This window comes from Helicobacter suis (assembly GCF_902196135.1).
Classification (GTDB): Bacteria; Campylobacterota; Campylobacteria; order Campylobacterales; family Helicobacteraceae; genus Helicobacter; species Helicobacter suis_A.
In genome coordinates, this window is sequence record NZ_CABIKE010000013.1 from 11,530 (window position 1) to 27,935 (window position 16,406).

Below are 16,406 nucleotides of genomic sequence, written 5' to 3' on the forward strand. Positions count from 1 at the left end.
TATTGCAAGTCGTTACACAGCAAAGTTTGTTATAATGCCTGATTTAGAGAAGTTGGTGTTAGATGTGTTTAAGGGTTTGGCTTTTGCTTTTCTTAGAGTGTTTATTAGTGGCTGATTCTACTACTCAGCCAGAAGAGGAAGAAGAACCTCCCATTTACTCCATGCAAGATCTGCATGCCATTCAAGGTAGTTTTTTTAAAAGAGAGCGAGGTGATCTAGACAACACCTTATTTATAGATTATCGCTTAGGCCAAACCCCTAAATTGCGCCTGCGCTATGCGATGATCACCACTTTGGTTTTTAGCGAACCTATTAGAGAAGTGATTTTGGGCGATAGTGTAGGTTTTAGTACTAAAATGCTAGGCTATGAGCGCCACCAAAATAGCAATGTTTTGCTTATTAAGCCCCTACAAATTGGCATTGATTCTAACTTAAGCGTGGTGGGTAAGAGTGGTAAAATTTATACTTTTTATATCTTTTCAACCACCTTTACAAGCCCTAAACACCCTGTTTTAAATGTCTATATTTCTAATAAACATTTTTTTCAATCTAGCCCAGATCAACCCCTAGCTAAATTTGAAGAAAAAGAGGTTTTAAAGAACAATATTTTAGAGAGTAAAAAGAACACACCTGATTCTACGCGTTATCTTAAAATTGGTGATGTGAGCAATGCCATGTGGATTGATAAAACCCAAATTAAGAGGAATTATAAAGTTTTAGGGAATAGAAAAAGGGCTTGGTTTTGTCTGTGGCTGTGTAGAATTGATACGGCCAAACTAATCAAACCCTTAGATATTTTTAACGACGCTCACTTTACCTACTTTAAATTTGATCGCAAAGCCTCTCAGGTAAAATTTCCTGTAGCTTATAAAGTTGTAGATGGGTATGATAACCCCATTAATACCCGCATTGTGGGGGATTATCTCATCGCTGAGGATATTGCCAATAAATGGACTCTTAGAGAGGGCAAACTCCATGCCTGTATCCGCCGTATCCGCCCATGAATTCTCTTTTTAAAAAGTTGATGATTGGATTTGGTGTGGGTGTAGTGATCATGGCCTCTTCTCTTTGGTGGCATAAAAAACATGAACAACCGGAAGCCGTTTTAGAAGTAGAAGAGTCTAACTATCCGCTTTCTGATTATTTATTTGTGCCCAAACAACAGCAAAAAGAAGATCCTAAAGATTCAGAGGATTACAAACGCCTAGAGCACATATTACAAGAAAATGCCAAGCAAATTACAGCCCTAAAAGCACAGCTCAAACAAGCATCACAAAAGCCACCGCCTAAAATAACCCCCACGCCCCCACAAGAGCCACAAATAGATAGCACGCAAGATATACTAGCCTCTCGTATTAAAGCCTTTGAAATTTCTCAAGATGAACCTAAAGAACAAGAACCCATTTCAGTACTAGATTATGGAGTTGATCATTTTGAAAATCTCAAGGCCAAAGATGTTGCCACCCATGAAAATAGGCTTTTGCGCACTATCACCGCTGATAAAATGATCCCAGCCTTTCTGATCACGCCCATTAGCTCCCAGTTAGGCGGTAAGGTTATTGCACAGGTAGAAAGCGATGTATTTGCTAACATGGGCAGGGCTATTTTAATCCCCAAAGGCTCTAAAGTGATAGGCTATTACAACAATAATAATAAAATAGGCGAATACCGCCTTGATATTGTGTGGACGCGTATCCTCACACCTCAGGGGGTTAATATCATGCTCACCAACGCCAAAGGCGCAGATGTTAAAGGCTATAGCGGATTAGTAGGTGAGATGATCACGCATAATTTCCAGCGCTATGGCATGCCTCTTTTAGTCTCTACTATTTCTAATGGCCTACTCATCGCGCTTACCTCAGCTATTGCTAATAAAACAGGTAAAAATAATTTCTTTGGCGATTATCTTTTAATGCAAATGACGCGCCAAACAGGCATGGGATTAAACCAAATTATAGCCCAGATTCTAAGAGATAAAAGCAACCTTAAGCCTATTATTATCATTAGAGAGGGGAGTAGAGTTTTTATCGCGCCTAATTTAGATATTTTCTTTCCCGTGCCTAAAGAAGGCGAGATATTAGCGCAGTTTTTTACCCATCCGTTGCCTTAGTTAAGCTATAATAATTGGCTGATGTTTTTATAGAGAGCGCAAAGGAAACTTATGAAGGTGTATTTTTTTGCAACCTGTTTAGGGGGAGCTGTTTTTAGTAAAACGGCGATTAATTGCATTAAACTTTTGCAAAAAGAAGGGGTGGAGGTGATCTTTAAAAAGGATCAAACTTGTTGTGGGCAACCTAGCTATAACTCAGGCTACTACGATCAAAGTCGTGAGATTATCTTGCACAATGTGGGGCTGTTTAAAGAGGATTACCCGGTTATTGTGCCTAGCGGGTCATGTGTGGGCATGATGGCCCATGATTATCTTGAACTCTTTGAAGGGCATAAGGATTATGAGGCGGTTAAAAACTTTTCCTCTAGGGTCTTTGAGCTTTCAGAATTTCTGGATAAAAAACTAGATATTCACTATAAAGATGTGGGCGCGCCCATTAAAGTTACTTGGCACTCAAATTGCCATGCCCTGCGGGTTTCTAAAGTAATTGGGAGTGCTAAAAAAATCATCTCCCAGTTAGAAAATGTAGAGTTAGTAGAATTAGAGCGTGAGGAGGAGTGCTGTGGGTTTGGGGGGACTTTTGCGGTAAAAGAGCCAGAGATTTCTTATGCGATGGTGCAGGAGAAAATTAAGGACATTGAAAGCCGTCAAGTAGATTATATTCTCTCAGCCGATGCAGGTTGTTTGCTTAATATTAGCGGGGCGATGGCTAAAATGCAAGCCCGCACAAAAACCATGCACTTTTATGACTTTTTAGCCCAAAGAGTGGGGATTGGAGATTTAACATGACAGAAGCACATAATGATCAAGCCTATGAAAAAATCATTTCTGAAAATCTAGCTGATACGCAACTGCGCACCAATTTACGATCGGCTATGGATACTCTTATTCATAACCGCAAGAATTTATTAGCTAATCGTTATCCACAATGGGAACACCTGCGCCAAATTGGGCAAAATGCTAAGCTTAAAGTACTAGCTAAGTTAGATCACTATGTACAAACCTTTGAGGAAAAAGCCACTCAAAATGGCTTTATCGTGCACTATGCTAGCACCGCCAAAGATGCCAATGAGATTATTTATAACCTTGCTAAACAAAAAGGGGTTAGCAAGATTTTAAAGGGCAAATCTATGGCTAGCGAGGAGATCGAGCTGAATCGGTATATGCATGAAAGAGGCATTGTCTCTAAAGAAACCGATTTAGGCGAGCTTATTATCCAGCTTATTGATGAGCACCCGGTACACATCGTAGCCCCAGCTATTCATAAAAACCGCTACCAAGTGGGGCAAATTTTCCAAGAGAAATTAGGCGCGCCTTTAGAGAGTGAACCAGAAAAGCTAAACGGGATTGCCAGAGAGCACATGCGCGAGGAATTTGAGGGCTTTAAAATGGGGATTTCTGGCGTGAATTTTGCGATTGCCAATGAGGGGGCTATTTGGCTGGTTGAAAACGAGGGCAATGGGCGCATGTGTACCACAGCCTGTGATATCCATGTGGCAATTTGTGGGATTGAAAAAATGGTAGAGAGCTTTGAGGATGCGGTAACTTTAAATAATTTACTTTGTCCTAGTGCGGTGGGGGTTTCTGTAACCTGCTATCAAAATATCATCACAGGCCCCAGACAAGAGGGCGAATTAGATGGCCCAAAAGAGGCGCATATTATTTTACTTGATCATAACCGCTCTAATATTCTAGCTGATGAAAAGTATTACAAAGCGCTAAGTTGTATCCGTTGTGGGACCTGTTTAAATCACTGCCCAGTTTATGATAAAATCGGCGGGCATGCGTATTTAGCCACCTATCCCGGACCCATTGGCGTAGTCATCACCCCCCAACTTTTTGGTTTAGACACCTATAGCCATATTGCTAATCTTTGTAGTCTGTGTGGGCGCTGTGGGGAGGTGTGCCCGGTGAAAATCCCTTTGCCTGAGCTTATTAGGGATTTGCGGGCTGAAAAAAGCCATGAGGGGCGGGGTGTGGTGCTTGGTTATCAAAGCACCAAACATAGTAAACTTGAAGAATTAGGCATGAAATTCTTTGCGAAAATGGCTTGTAGTGGGGATTTATGGCGGATCTCTTTAAAAATGGCCGGATGGTTTGCCCCACTTGGAAAATGGTTTGGCCATTATACACCCGTGCTTAAAAACTGGCTGAAACACCGCGAGATGCCTATTGTGCATGCAAATTTACACGCCCAAGTTAAAGCTTTAGAAGGGGTGATTTATGAGTAGTAAACAGGTGGTTTTTGAGCGCATAACTGGGGCGTTAAAAAGACACAGCATAACACACACAGACATGCCCTTTGAAAACATTCTTTTAGATGCCAAAGAGGATTTGTTAGAGGAGTATAAATACTTCCAAGAGCTTAACCGCGCTAAACTTACAGATTCTAACCCTGAGAATTTAGCCACCGCTATAAAAGAGGCCTTAAAAGATTTTGCAAGCCAAAAGGTTTTATGCGCACTGGATTTACCCTGCACTTTAGAACAAATTGATCCGGAAAATCTCTATGAAAAAATTCCTTACAATAAACCAGTAGAGGAATTTAGAGAGGAAATTTTTAGTATAGACACGGCTATTTTAAAAGCTAGCTGTGGGGTTGCTAATTTGGGAATGGTGGGGGTGGTCTCCTCTGTTGCCTCTCCTCGTCTTATTTCTTTGATCACCCTTAAATGTGTTATTTTGCTAGAAAAAAGCCAGATTGTTAAGGATTTAGATCAGGGGATAGGGGTTTTAAAGGCTCAAAAAGAGGGGCGGTTGCCTACCAATATGCTTTTTATCGGCGGGCCTAGCCGTACAGCTGATATTGAACTTAAAACCGTCTTTGGTGTGCATGGACCTATGGAAGTGCATGTGATCTTATACTAAGGAAAAACATGCGATTACAAATCAATACCCCCGCCCCCTCTTTTAGCTTGTATAACGCTAACCATGAAAGTGTGAGTTTAAAAGACTTTTTAGGCAAGTGGGTGGTGCTTTATTTTTACCCTAAAGATAACACCCCAGGTTGTACAGTAGAAGCGCAGGATTTTAGCAGACTCAAGGCAGAATTTGAGGCTAAGGGAGCGGTTATTTTAGGGATAAGTCCGGATGGGGTGCAAAGCCATTGCCATTTTATAGAATCAGAAAAACTAAGTATTGAATTATTAAGCGATCCTAGTTTAGAAGTGTTAAAGGCTTATGGGGCTTATGGTATTAAAAGCATGCGTAAGGGGATTGAAGGCGTGATTCGCTCCACTTTTGTGATTGATCCAGAGGGGATAATTAAACATGCATTTTATTATGTAAAAGCCAAAGGGCATGCCCAAAAGGTATTGGATTTACTTTAATTAAACTTTGATAACCCGCTTAGTAGGCTGGGTATCCTAAATTTTGTAAAATTTCTATTAGGGCTAAACTTGCAGCGGCCAAATAAGCCTAAGTATTTTTAGCATTTAGGCGCGTTAAACCCAAACTCAGTCGCACCGCAAGCCTATAAGCTTAACTAAGTTAGATTAAAACATTTAAGCGGGGAGTGTATCAAGTTCTAATGCCTTGTTGTGTGTTATGAGGCAATGCTTATAAAAGCTCTTGTATTTTTTGGAGGGTATTTGTTGTAGAACACCCCTTTACAAAATCTATTAAAACCACTCGTTCTACTAAATGGCTGCCCACAATCTCTTTATCTTGATAATCCGCACCTTTGACTAAAATTTGAGGTTTAAGGATTTTAATTAGCTCTAAGGGTGTTTGTTCTTCAAAGATCACCACAAAATCCACACATTCTAAGCTGGCTAAAATAAAAGCACGATCTTCTTGGTGATAAATGGGGCGCTTATTGCCCTTTAAAGCTGTTACAGAAGAATCGCTATTAAGCCCGACAACCAAAATATCGCCTAGCTTTTTAGCCTCTTGCAAATAATATACATGCCCTCTGTGCAACACATCAAAACAACCATTTGTGAAAACAACCCGTTTAGTGCTAGAACTTAAGATTGCTTGGAGTGTGTGTTTATCTAAAATTTTTTGCCCTTGATAGTGTTGTCGTAAAAACTCTAGCGCCTCGCCATAACTAGAACACGCGCTCCCAACCTTACTCACCACTACCGCAGCAACAGCATTAGCAAAAGTACAAGCTTGTCCAAAATCTAGGCCTAAACCTAAACAAAAAGCGAGCGCAGCAATCACACTATCTCCAGCCCCGCTTACATCATAAACTTCTTTGGCAATGGTGGGGATTTTAACTAGATTATCTTGATCTAAAAATGCCATGCCCTGCTCACTTAAAGTAATAAGCGGGGTAGTGATGTGGTAGCCGTCTTTAAGAATAGTTAGAGCTTTAAGTAAACTAGTATCATCTGTAATATCTAATCCCGTAGCGATTTGGGCTTCTTTCTTATTGGGGGTTAGTGAGTGAGCATGGGCATATTTAGAATAATCCTTACCCTTAGGATCGCAAAGAATGATCTTATCTTGCTCTTTAGCACGCATGATGAGTGCTTGGCATAAACTTTGATCTAATACGCCTTTTAAGTAGTCTGAAAGAACAAGTACATCTATATTTTGTAAGAAGGTATTGGCTATTTCTAGTAAAGAGGCGCGCAAATTAGAACTAATGGGCGTGTTTTTTTCATGATCGATGCGCAAAACTTGTTGTTTACCAACCATTACACGGCTTTTTAAGCAAGTGGGGCGTGTAGAATCTATTAAAATCCCATCCACTCCAACACCTAAATCTTGCAAGATATTAAATAAACGATCTTTAGCCCCATCAGCGCCTACTACCCCGCATAAATCTACTTGTGCTCCTAAAGCCACTAAATTATTAACCACATTAGCCGCCCCGCCTAAGCGATAAGTCTCTTCTATCACCTCTACTACTTGCACGGGGGCTTCAGGAGAGAGCCGCTCACTATTCCCCCAGATATAATGATCAACTATAATATCGCCTACCACCAACACGCGCACAGATTTTTTAGAGTGGTTTAAAAATGCGCTAAGCATTGGTTTTAGCTAGTTTTTTAATGGTGGGCAAGTAGGCTTTAATGCCACTTGCTAGATCATAATTTGGAGTGTAATCTAGGTCTTTATGAGTGCTTTGAATATCTGCACAGGTGTGGTTTTGGAAAAAAGGATAAGGGTTTTTAATGTAGGTGGTCTTAAAATCGCCTAATTCTTGTTGTAAAATTTCTATAATTGTATTGTAGCTATGGCTCACCCCATAACCTACATTATAAACCCCGCTTTTGCTTGCTAGCATAGCTTTTATATTAGCCTGAATCACATCTTCAATATAGACAAAATCGCGTTGTTGTTCTCCAAACTCAAAAAGCTTAACTTCTTTGTTTTGCAAGACCTGCAAACCTAGTTGTAAAATCATAGAAGCAGTTCTACCTTTATAAAATTCCCCCGGACCATAGACATTAAAATAGCGCAAACCCACAATAGGCATTGAAGCTTCAAATGCTAGAGCACTTCTATCCATGCACAATTTAGAAAAACCATAAACATTTTCAGGCACTTCGTTTAAACCTACGCGGTTGGGTGCATCAGTATTGCCATAGACAGCAGCTGAGGAGGCATAAATTACGCGTGCTCCTTTATTCTGTGCAATTTTAAGGAGTTTTAAAAAGGCTTGGTGGTTAGTTTGCATGACTAATTCTTGGTTAAGGTAGGTGGTATCTGAAATAGCAGCTAGGTGGAAGAGATAATTAAAATTTATTTCTTCTAATGCGCTTAAATCTTGCGTGATGTCTGCGGTGATGATTTCCCCTTCAAATCCGATGAGGTTTTTAAAATGCCCCAAACTGCTCAAATTAGAGTCTCTAAATTTGTCTAACACAATAACGCGGGCTTTAGGGTGGTGTTTTTGGAAATACAGGGCTAAATTACTCCCAATAAAACCCGCTCCTCCTGTAATCACAATGGTTTTGTTTTCTAAAGTGTGTGAAATATTGGGCATGTTAATCCTTATTAAGTGGGGTTAAAAAATCTTGTGCTTCTTTTAGAGTTTTTATATTAAAAAACCCTGCGTACTCAAATTCTTTAGAGGCTTGTAGCCATAAACTAGTACCGATGCCTGCGCTAATTGAAAATTGCATATCGCTATATTTATCCCCTAGCATGATACTTTGTTTTAAATCTAGCCTAAAATCTTTAAGGGCTTGTTCTAACATGCCTAGTTTTGGTTTGCGGCATAGACATTGTTCTTCTGGGGCGTGGGGGCAAAAATAGATGCGATCTAAGCTAAAGCCTAAGACTTCTTGTAACTTAGTTTGCATATAGCTACTTAAATGATAAAAATCCTGCTGACTATAATACCCGCGCCCAATCCCTGATTGGTTAGTAACTAGCAAGAGTAAATAGCCCTTTTGTTTGGCATGTTTTAAAAGTTCAAAAATTCCGGGCATGAATTCAAATTGATTAGGGGTGTGGACATAACCATGATCAACATTAATCACTCCATCGCGATCTAAAAATAAGGCTTTCATGCATGCCCTGCTGGAGTAGTTGTTAGCATTTGCACACCCATATAAATATTATACCCCCCAAACCCTAGCATCATTAAAAAAGCAATTTTAAGAAATAACGCCCTAAGCTCAGAACTTAAGAATCTACCAAAAACTAGCCCAAAGATAAACATAGGAGCAAAGGTAGCCAAACCTAAAAGCAAGAGTACAAAAAATGCGCGCTCTATATTAGGCTGGGCTAGAGCGTTGAGTGCAAAATAATAAACCATAGAACAGGGTAATAAGCCATTTAAAAGACCTAGTATATAAAAGCTAGAGAGCTGGGGGGTGCTTAAAAGATTTTTAAAATAACGCGTAAAAATCAACCCTTTTGCTATTTTAAACTTAAACACATACCCTAAAGCAAGAATTATTAAAAGCACACCTACTACAATGAAAACAAAGGCTTGTAAATGCATGCGGTTAAGATGCCAAATACGGCTAGCCAATTCTAAAAGCCCTCTAAAACCTACAAAAGCCAATAACCCCACACTAATATAAGTACTAATACGCCCCAGACTATAAAGTCCATGCCCTAGAATTTGTGATTTTAAAGGGGTGTTCTTTGTAAACTTACTCTGACAATAAGCTAGTACAATCCCTCCGCACATACCCACACAATGGCCAAGAGACATTAAAGAGGCGTTTAAAAAGAGATAGAAAAATTCCATTTAACTTTAAATCCTGGAGATAACACTTTGCATGCCCTTAAAAACTAGCAATTCGTGGTAAATGCCTTGTTTAAAAAAAGTGGCTAAAAATTTTCCATCACCACCGGTAAAATAGGCCTTTTGATCCCCAATGAGGTCTTTAAGCAATAACAACACAGATTTAAGCGCACCATAGCTTAAAGCTTCTTGGGTGCTTTGAGGCAGAGTATTTAAATTAACGCGCGCATTGATTGGATAATTAAGGGCCTTAGAAATCTGGCTATAAGCTTTGTAATAGGCCTTTAATCCGGGCAATAAAACACCGCCTAAGTGCATGCCAGAATCCATCACATCTACACTAATAGCACTTCCAGCATCTATGACTACAGCGCTTTTAGTTTGTAATCCTAAACATGCCGCCTTTCTATCCACCCCTAAACCCTCATATTTGCTTTTTAAAACAAGAAAGGGGGCTAAATCTTGAGCATGGGGGCAAACTTTTAAAAGGGCTTGTGTGTGTGCTGTATTGACACTAATGTAGTAAAGCGTATCTGTAAAAATAGTTTGTAGCTGTTCTACACGGCTTTTCCATACCTTAGAACCATTATAAAAATGTAGGTAGGTGTTGCCAATATCACATAAAATCATGGGTGATCATGGCTTAAATCAAGGTAGTAGCGATCGTAATAGATTTTATCGGTACTATAAAAACTCATCTTATTTAATTTCCCGCCCCAATCCTTAGAAGCGCCTTTGAGTCTATAAACGCGGTAATCATCAAAATGATCCAAATCCACCTCTACTAAATAGCCCCGCTTTTCTAAGGTATAAAGCCTTTTATCTGTTACAACTAAAGTAGCAAACATAGCAAAGGGTAATTTAACAACCCCCATGCTCTGATCGTTAAGGGTTTGATCCATTTCTAATATCCGCCCATCAAGAGTGAGCACATAAAGGTGGTGGTTTTTATAAAGTACATCTACAATATCTGTATCAAAATTAAATTCTTGCCCTGAGATCACAGAGACTAAACGCTTGCCTGTAGCAGCAAACATGTTTTCTCCATCCACCTTTAAATAAGTAACATTGTTAAAGAATTTCTCGCTATTGAGCACAATATTGCGCACAATGGTTGGTTCTTTTTGACTCACATCTACGACAAGTAAACGGCCATCTAACATCGGAAAGACCACCACCGTATCTAAAAACACCGGAGCAGCCACTAAAGAATTAATCGCCGGACTAGAAGTACCCTTTTCATTAAAAATTAACTTTTTAGTCGTGATGTCATAAATATTAGCCGAATTATCCGCCATCACCACAGCTAAGCTATTGCCTTTGATACTCGCGCTTAACGGATAGGTTTCTAAAGGGATAATGATAGAGGGTTTGGCATTAATAGCGGTACTAACTAATTCAATATGATGGCAGTGATCGTTTAAAACCACATTTTGATCACTCCCCTCAAGATTGCCCATGATCTCTGCCTCTGCTTGTTGATCTGTAAGCGTGGCGTTTTTCTTGCGCTTTTTGACTTTTTTACCATTTTGTTTATGGCTACGCCAACAATCCTGAGCGAGGATATAATAATCTTGGCTTTGGTTAAGAAAAGAGATTTCTTTATCCGTGTGTTTGCTTAACTTTAGCTGGGTTAGACCCTGTAAATCAATCACGCCCCCATTATTCAAAATAGCCCCATAGCGGTTAGTAAAAATAATGGGGTCTTTGAGTTGGTATTTAAAACTAATATCACCCCTGATTTTAGATCTAGGTGGCTTGAAGTTTTTGCGATCATTACACCCCAAACAGAGCAAGGCCAAAACTACCGCGATGAGTAGCTTTAAACTCCTCATGGATGGCCTTTAATGGGTTGTTTACCGGTAGCGGGGTAATGTCTCATTAAAATGGCCATTTGGTATAAACTAGATGTGGGGGGGATCGTGACTAAAATTTGTTGGATTTGTTTAGCTGAATCTGGTTTATTTTGGAGTAAATAGGCTTTTTGGATTGCGATAAAATCGCCTAAACCGGGCAAGTTAAGCGTTTGTAGCGTTTTTAAATCCTGTGTATAAGAGGCATAATAATAACTAGCCAGAGTTTGGACCAAAGGGCTAGTAGATTGTTTCAAATTTTCTAGGGTTTTTTTATCTTGATTTTTTAACGCTTTAGCGTAGAGATAAAGATCGTGGAGCTTGGGTGCGATAGTTTTTAAGCGCGCTAGCACCGCCACATTTTGGGGGTTTTGTAAAACCTCATTGTAAACAGCGGTGATTTTTTTAATCCGACTCTCTTTTTGCATGTCTAAAAACTTTGTATACCCAAACCACAAAATTAAAAAAGCTAAGATAGCCCATAACACATATTTATACTGCTTATAAAACCGCTCTAGCTTAAAAGCGCCCTCTAAGAGTTTTTCATCACTCTTAAATTCCTCTTGAATCTGTTTTAAATCCTCTTTAATGGCCATTAAACCCCGCTACTCCCAAAGCCTTGAGTGCCCCGCTTTGTCTGATCTAATTCTTCTACCTCTTTAAAATCTGCGCGCATGACTTGACAAAGCACGCCCTGTGCAATGCGATCGCCTTGGTGGATATAAAAAGGCGTGTTAGATAAATTCATTAAAATAACCTGCAATTCGCCCCGATAATCGCTATCAACGGTGCCCGGAGAATTAAGCACAATGATTTGGTGCTTAAGAGCCAAACCACTGCGCGATCGCACCTGTATCTCATAACCCTCTTCTAATTCAATGGCTAGACCGGTTTTAACTAACCCTACGCTTTTGGGTGCAATTATTAAATCTTCTAAGGCATGCAAATCAAACCCGCTAGCCCCTAAACTTTGATAAGCCGGTAAATTAGCCTGTGGGTGTAGCTTTTTTAGTAAAAGCTTAACCATAAACAATATCTTTATAGCAAATGTCTAGGATTTCAAACTCGCTTTCACCAGAAGGTAGAAGTACCGTTACCTCATCGCCCTTAGACTTACCCATTAAACTTTTAGCAACCGGCGATCCAAAAGAAATAAGCCCCCGGCTTGGATCGCTCTCCATACTGCCTACAATGGTGTAGCTAAACTCTTTATCATTATTTAAATCCAAAATCCTAACCGTGCTCCCAAAACTCACTTTTTGATGGCTTAAAGTTGAAGGATCGATCACCTGAGCATTAGCTAAAATACGGCTTAAATCATTGATTCGCGCTTCAATAAAAGCCTGTTTTTCCTTAGCCGCGTGGTATTCAGCATTTTCTTTTAAATCGCCATGTTCTCTGGCTCGATCAATTTCTTTAACAATCTCCGGTCTTTCTATTTCTTTGAGCCGTTTTAATTCAACGCATATTTTTTCATAACCATATGCGCTCATGGGTTCTTTCATTTTTTACTCCTTGTAATGAGAGGGGCATTATATAAAAAGCATGGTTAAAGGGCTATTAAAACGCATAAACTGGGTATTTGCTTGTATTAATCCTATTCTAAGCCAAAGATACCAATAATAGCCCCACAAAATTTGATTTTTAATGATTCAAGTTACAAAGGCATCACATTAAGACTTTAGAGATCAACACTAAGGCGCAGTTTCGCACTACATGCAAGGGTATTTTATATGCAAAGCACGGCGATATTAAGGATCATAAAATCATCACCCATTTAATCAAAGCAATAAAACCCTATGCTAGGCTTAATGTGCTCATTTATTGTGCAATGCCCCATGAAGTGAGTTTAACGCCCTTTATCAAATGGGCAAGGCGGCAAAAAATCAATCTCTTTATGCCTTTTGTGCGTAACCAATCCTGTTTAGTTGTTCCCTACCGTTTGCCTCTTATTAAAAATACCTATGGGATTTATGAATCCAAATTTAGCCTATTTTATAAAACAAACTTAGATTTAGCTATTATCCCCGTTTTGGGTATAGATCCGCATTTTAAACGGGTAGGTTTTGGTAAAGGAATGTATGATTGCTTGTTTGCGCGGTTTAAAAAGCCGCCCTTAAGTGTTTTTATTGCTAAAGAAATCCTTGTATCTACCCTAGACTTAGGAGAATCCCATGATATAAAAGGGGATTATTGCATGGACTATGAGGGGATCTATCACCACAGCTTTAAAAGGAAATTAAATGGAAAGAATTTTTATAAACAGCTTGCTACCCTGCTTACTCACCGGCATTAGTGTTTTTTGGATCACAAAAAAATCGCTGACTTCTAAGCATCGATCTTTGATCAAACAGGCTAAGGCTAAGGCAGACATGTTGCTTTATCAAGCCCAAGTACTTTATAAAACAAAGGAAGTTGAATCAGAAACGCTAGCCCACCAATTAAAACAACAATATGAAGAACAGATTCAAACCCATAACACCTCTTACCAAACAAGACTTAATGATCTAAAATCTTACGAACAACAACAACAACAACACTGGAATAGCAAACATAAAAAACTAGATCAAGACAAAATAGCCTTAGATGATCTTAAAAAACAATTACAGGAGGAAAAACGACTCCAAGAGCAGACATGCCAAGAATATAACAAACTCAAACAACAAGCCCTAGATACTCTAATGGAACGATCGGGTTATACCCAAGAAGAAGCCCAAAACATGGTTTTGCGTCTATTAGAAGAGGAGTTAATTTTACAAAAGGGGGCTTTAGTACGCCGTTATGAAAAACAAGCCAAGAAAGAGGCCAAAGAAAGGGCTAATTTTATTTTAGCGGAGGCCACTTCTAGGTTTGCGAGTGATTTTGCGGTGGAAAATTTAACCAGTGTGGTTTCTTTACCTAGCGCTGATTTTATCGGCCGCATCATCGGTAAAGATGGGAAGAATATTGAGGCTTTTAAGCGCATTAGCGGGGTAGAAATCATACCTAATGAGGAATCTAAAATCGTTACTTTAAGCTGTTTTAATCTTTACCGGCGCGAAATTGCCACCCAAACTTTAAAACTTTTAATTGAAGATGGGCGAATCCAACCGGCTCGCATTGAAACCGTCTATAAACGGGTGGAGGCTAACATGGAAGAAAATATTTTAAAGCAAGCCGAAGAGATCATTTTAGATTTACAATTAGATTCTATGGATCAAGAACTCAAAACGCTTTTAGGGCGTATGCGCTACCGCACCAGTTATGGACAAAATGCACTCACCCACTCTATTGAAGTGGCCATTTTAGCCGATAGCATTGCCGCACAATTAGGAGGCGATGCCAAACTAGCTAGGCGCGCGGGTATTTTACATGATATTGGCAAGGCTCTAACCCAAGAACATGGAGGCGATCATGTAGAACTAGGCGCGGAGGTGTGTTTAAGACATGGCGAACACCCGGTAGTGATCAATGCAATTTATGCCCACCACGATCGCCAAGAAATTAAAAGTATTGAATGTGCAGCGGTGTGTGCAGCCGATGCGCTTTCAGCCGCACGCCCCGGAGCAAGGCGTAAGGAAGCGGAGAACTTTTTAGCGCGCATGCATGATTTAGAACGCATCGCTAGCCAAAAAAGTGGTGTAGAAAAGGTTTTTGCGATGGATGCGGGTAGAGAGGTACGCGTAATTGTTTGTCCGGATAAAATCAATGATGCCAAAATCACGCTTTTAGCCCGCGATATTGCTAAGGAAATCCAAGCTAATTTACAATACCCCGGGGAAGTAGTTGTACATGTAGTTAGAGAAACCCATGCAAAAGCCATTGCTAGATAGTGGGGTAAAGGTTATAGAGTTAAAACTCTTAGAATGTGTTGAGCACTAGTACTAAAATTTGTAAGCTTAAGAAAAGGTTTTGTACTATAACCGCCCAGAGTGAGGGCTACACTTTTTGATGTTTAACTAATCCTCTAGCTTAGCGCGCGGGGCTATAAACTGCGTTGGTGTATGTCTTTAGTGATGATTAAGACATGGATTCTTTAAGCCGTTTGATCTTAGCCCCTAGTGCATTCATCTTAACTTCTAAACACTCATAGCCACGATCTAGGTGATAAATGCGGTGTATTCTACTTTTACCACTAGCAACCAAAGCGGCTAAAACCAAAGCTGAGGAAGCCCGCAAATCTGTAGCCATCACATCTGCACCCACTAAAGCACAACTCCCCTTGATTTGGGCTAAACAACCTTTTAGACTAATTTGTGCACCCATGCGCTGTAATTCACTCACATGCATAAAGCGGTTTTCAAATAATCTTTCCTCAATCAGACTACTACCCTCACACTGGGTAGCTAAGGCCATAAATTGGGCTTGTAAATCGGTAGGAAAACCCGGGTATTCGGTTGTGGTAATATTAAAAGCGCGTCTTTGATCTGCCTTGTGGATTGTAAGCATGTGATTTTGTGCATTTTCTTTAATATCAATACGAAAACCAATTTCATTGAGTTTACTTAAAATTGTCTCTAAATGGGAAGCATTGGTATTTGTCAAGCAAAGGGTAGAGTTAGTAATAGCTGCTGCGCATAAATAAGTCCCACACTCAATGCGATCTGGCATGATATGAATGGGCTTTAAATTTAGCGCCTCTTGATTGCTGCCACGGATATATAATTCGCTACTGCCAATCCCCTCAATTTCTACACCCCCAGCTTGTAAAAATTCGCACAGTTGCACCACTTCCGGCTCTTTGGCTGCATTGATAATTCGACTCTCTCCGTGGGCTAAACTAGCGGCCATGACTACATTTTCTGTACCCGTTACGGTGATCTTATCAAAAATAATATCACAGCCTTGTAGTCCGTGTTTGGCCTTAGCAATAATATAACCCCCATCAATATGAATATCTGCCCCCATTTTTGCTAGAGCTTTTAAATGCAAATCTATAGGTCTAGCTCCAATGGCACAGCCACCCGGTAAACTCACCTCACATGTTCTAAAACGCGCGAGTAGTGGTCCTAAAACTAGGATAGAGGCGCGCATTTTACGCACCATATCATAAGGGGCTCTAAAGCGCGTGATTTTTTCTGTATTGATCTTAAGATCATGCGTACTCTGCCACTCCACATAAGCGCCCAAATGCACTAAAAGATCAACTAAAGCCCGTACATCACTTACTTGAGGTAAACCACTAATGCACACACTAGCCTTACCTAGAAGAGTACTAGCCAAAATAGGCAAAGCGGCATTTTTAGCGCCTGAGATAGCAATGCTCCCGCTTAGAATTTCTCTACCCTTAATTTCTAAATAATCCACG

General features: G+C 39.9%; 18 protein-coding genes. 8 read left to right on the top strand and 10 right to left on the bottom strand.

Annotated elements, in window-relative coordinates; genetic code table 11:
* Positions 1–62: 62 nt before the first annotated feature.
* The 6 genes from G6Q06_RS07300 to G6Q06_RS07325 are packed head-to-tail and all read left to right on the top strand — an operon-like array spanning position 63 to position 5,439.
* Positions 63–1,004, top strand: coding sequence for a TrbG/VirB9 family P-type conjugative transfer protein (locus G6Q06_RS07300; RefSeq protein WP_163566192.1), 942 nt, complete (start codon positions 63–65; stop codon positions 1,002–1,004).
* Complete coding sequence (locus G6Q06_RS07305) at positions 1,001–2,110, top strand: DNA type IV secretion system protein ComB10 (protein WP_205435999.1); 1,110 nt, start codon at positions 1,001–1,003, stop codon at positions 2,108–2,110. Before G6Q06_RS07300 ends, G6Q06_RS07305 begins: the two co-directional genes overlap by 4 nt.
* Before the next feature lie 51 nt (positions 2,111–2,161).
* Positions 2,162–2,899 carry a (Fe-S)-binding protein gene (locus G6Q06_RS07310; RefSeq protein WP_163534042.1) on the top strand — a complete coding sequence of 246 codons (738 nt, stop codon included), beginning with the start codon at positions 2,162–2,164 and terminating at the stop codon, positions 2,897–2,899.
* A complete protein-coding gene (locus tag G6Q06_RS07315) occupies positions 2,896–4,341 on the top strand; it encodes a LutB/LldF family L-lactate oxidation iron-sulfur protein (RefSeq protein ID WP_163534043.1) in 1,446 nt (481 codons plus the stop codon). The genes G6Q06_RS07310 and G6Q06_RS07315 overlap by 4 nt, the downstream gene beginning before the upstream one ends.
* Positions 4,334–4,978: a LutC/YkgG family protein gene (locus G6Q06_RS07320; RefSeq protein WP_163534044.1), complete on the top strand. Its 645-nt coding sequence runs from the start codon at positions 4,334–4,336 to the stop codon at positions 4,976–4,978. Before G6Q06_RS07315 ends, G6Q06_RS07320 begins: the two co-directional genes overlap by 8 nt.
* Before the next feature lie 8 nt (positions 4,979–4,986).
* A complete protein-coding gene (locus G6Q06_RS07325; protein WP_205436000.1) occupies positions 4,987–5,439 on the top strand; it encodes a peroxiredoxin in 453 nt (150 codons plus the stop codon).
* Between the two features lie 229 nt (positions 5,440–5,668).
* Here G6Q06_RS07325 and rfaE1 read toward each other — a convergent pair whose 3' ends face one another.
* Genes rfaE1 through greA form a run of 9 tightly spaced genes read right to left on the bottom strand, consistent with a single transcriptional unit; the run spans position 5,669 to position 12,624 of the window.
* Positions 5,669–7,093: a D-glycero-beta-D-manno-heptose-7-phosphate kinase gene (gene rfaE1, locus G6Q06_RS07330; RefSeq protein WP_163566193.1), complete on the bottom strand. Its 1,425-nt coding sequence runs from the start codon at positions 7,091–7,093 to the stop codon at positions 5,669–5,671.
* Entirely contained in the window at positions 7,086–8,051 is a 966-nt protein-coding gene (gene rfaD, locus G6Q06_RS07335; protein ID WP_163566194.1) for an ADP-glyceromanno-heptose 6-epimerase, read from the bottom strand. The genes rfaE1 and rfaD overlap by 8 nt, the downstream gene beginning before the upstream one ends.
* 1 nt (position 8,052) lies before the next feature.
* Positions 8,053–8,580 (bottom strand): D-glycero-beta-D-manno-heptose 1,7-bisphosphate 7-phosphatase, encoded by a 528-nt coding sequence (gmhB, locus tag G6Q06_RS07340; RefSeq protein ID WP_163566195.1) that lies wholly within the window; start codon positions 8,578–8,580, stop codon positions 8,053–8,055.
* On the bottom strand, positions 8,577–9,269 hold the full coding sequence (locus G6Q06_RS07345; protein ID WP_163566196.1) for a sulfite exporter TauE/SafE family protein: 693 nt from the start codon (positions 9,267–9,269) through the stop codon (positions 8,577–8,579). The genes gmhB and G6Q06_RS07345 overlap by 4 nt, the downstream gene beginning before the upstream one ends.
* Before the next feature lie 6 nt (positions 9,270–9,275).
* Positions 9,276–9,896 carry a type III pantothenate kinase gene (locus tag G6Q06_RS07350; protein WP_163566197.1) on the bottom strand — a complete coding sequence of 207 codons (621 nt, stop codon included), beginning with the start codon at positions 9,894–9,896 and terminating at the stop codon, positions 9,276–9,278.
* On the bottom strand, positions 9,893–11,101 hold the full coding sequence (locus G6Q06_RS07355) for a hypothetical protein (RefSeq protein WP_163566198.1): 1,209 nt from the start codon (positions 11,099–11,101) through the stop codon (positions 9,893–9,895). The genes G6Q06_RS07350 and G6Q06_RS07355 overlap by 4 nt, the downstream gene beginning before the upstream one ends.
* On the bottom strand, positions 11,098–11,715 hold the full coding sequence (locus tag G6Q06_RS07360) for a hypothetical protein (RefSeq protein ID WP_163566199.1): 618 nt from the start codon (positions 11,713–11,715) through the stop codon (positions 11,098–11,100). Before G6Q06_RS07360 ends, G6Q06_RS07355 begins: the two co-directional genes overlap by 4 nt.
* Complete coding sequence (dut, locus tag G6Q06_RS07365; RefSeq protein WP_163566200.1) at positions 11,715–12,146, bottom strand: dUTP diphosphatase; 432 nt, start codon at positions 12,144–12,146, stop codon at positions 11,715–11,717. The genes G6Q06_RS07360 and dut overlap by 1 nt, the downstream gene beginning before the upstream one ends.
* Positions 12,139–12,624, bottom strand: coding sequence for a transcription elongation factor GreA (greA, locus tag G6Q06_RS07370; RefSeq protein ID WP_163566201.1), 486 nt, complete (start codon positions 12,622–12,624; stop codon positions 12,139–12,141). The genes dut and greA overlap by 8 nt, the downstream gene beginning before the upstream one ends.
* 245 nt (positions 12,625–12,869) lie before the next feature.
* Here greA and G6Q06_RS07375 point away from each other — a divergent pair, with 245 nt between their 5' ends.
* Positions 12,870–13,415 carry a 5-formyltetrahydrofolate cyclo-ligase gene (locus G6Q06_RS07375; RefSeq protein ID WP_275896962.1) on the top strand — a complete coding sequence of 182 codons (546 nt, stop codon included), beginning with the start codon at positions 12,870–12,872 and terminating at the stop codon, positions 13,413–13,415.
* Complete coding sequence (rny, locus tag G6Q06_RS07380) at positions 13,363–14,931, top strand: ribonuclease Y (protein ID WP_163534053.1); 1,569 nt, start codon at positions 13,363–13,365, stop codon at positions 14,929–14,931. Before G6Q06_RS07375 ends, rny begins: the two co-directional genes overlap by 53 nt.
* A gap of 187 nt (positions 14,932–15,118) precedes the next feature.
* Here the strand turns inward: rny and murA are convergent, their stop codons facing one another.
* Complete coding sequence (gene murA, locus G6Q06_RS07385) at positions 15,119–16,405, bottom strand: UDP-N-acetylglucosamine 1-carboxyvinyltransferase (protein WP_163566202.1); 1,287 nt, start codon at positions 16,403–16,405, stop codon at positions 15,119–15,121.
* Between the last annotated feature and the right edge of the window lies 1 nt (position 16,406).

What these genes read in the sequence shown, in the direction of transcription:
- G6Q06_RS07300 (WP_163566192.1), top strand. Translation starts at nt 63, where the DNA reads ATGTGTTTAAGGGTTTGGCTTTTGCTTTTCTTAGAGTGTTTATTAGTG.
- G6Q06_RS07305 (WP_205435999.1), top strand. Translation starts at nt 1,001, where the DNA reads ATGAATTCTCTTTTTAAAAAGTTGATGATTGGATTTGGTGTGGGTGTA.
- G6Q06_RS07310 (WP_163534042.1), top strand. Translation starts at nt 2,162, where the DNA reads ATGAAGGTGTATTTTTTTGCAACCTGTTTAGGGGGAGCTGTTTTTAGT.
- G6Q06_RS07315 (WP_163534043.1), top strand. Translation starts at nt 2,896, where the DNA reads ATGACAGAAGCACATAATGATCAAGCCTATGAAAAAATCATTTCTGAA.
- G6Q06_RS07320 (WP_163534044.1), top strand. Translation starts at nt 4,334, where the DNA reads ATGAGTAGTAAACAGGTGGTTTTTGAGCGCATAACTGGGGCGTTAAAA.
- G6Q06_RS07325 (WP_205436000.1), top strand. Translation starts at nt 4,987, where the DNA reads ATGCGATTACAAATCAATACCCCCGCCCCCTCTTTTAGCTTGTATAAC.
- rfaE1 (WP_163566193.1), bottom strand. Translation starts at nt 7,093, where the DNA reads ATGCTTAGCGCATTTTTAAACCACTCTAAAAAATCTGTGCGCGTGTTG.
- rfaD (WP_163566194.1), bottom strand. Translation starts at nt 8,051, where the DNA reads ATGCCCAATATTTCACACACTTTAGAAAACAAAACCATTGTGATTACA.
- gmhB (WP_163566195.1), bottom strand. Translation starts at nt 8,580, where the DNA reads ATGAAAGCCTTATTTTTAGATCGCGATGGAGTGATTAATGTTGATCAT.
- G6Q06_RS07345 (WP_163566196.1), bottom strand. Translation starts at nt 9,269, where the DNA reads ATGGAATTTTTCTATCTCTTTTTAAACGCCTCTTTAATGTCTCTTGGC.
- G6Q06_RS07350 (WP_163566197.1), bottom strand. Translation starts at nt 9,896, where the DNA reads ATGATTTTATGTGATATTGGCAACACCTACCTACATTTTTATAATGGT.
- G6Q06_RS07355 (WP_163566198.1), bottom strand. Translation starts at nt 11,101, where the DNA reads ATGAGGAGTTTAAAGCTACTCATCGCGGTAGTTTTGGCCTTGCTCTGT.
- G6Q06_RS07360 (WP_163566199.1), bottom strand. Translation starts at nt 11,715, where the DNA reads ATGGCCATTAAAGAGGATTTAAAACAGATTCAAGAGGAATTTAAGAGT.
- dut (WP_163566200.1), bottom strand. Translation starts at nt 12,146, where the DNA reads ATGGTTAAGCTTTTACTAAAAAAGCTACACCCACAGGCTAATTTACCG.
- greA (WP_163566201.1), bottom strand. Translation starts at nt 12,624, where the DNA reads ATGAAAGAACCCATGAGCGCATATGGTTATGAAAAAATATGCGTTGAA.
- rny (WP_163534053.1), top strand. Translation starts at nt 13,363, where the DNA reads ATGGAAAGAATTTTTATAAACAGCTTGCTACCCTGCTTACTCACCGGC.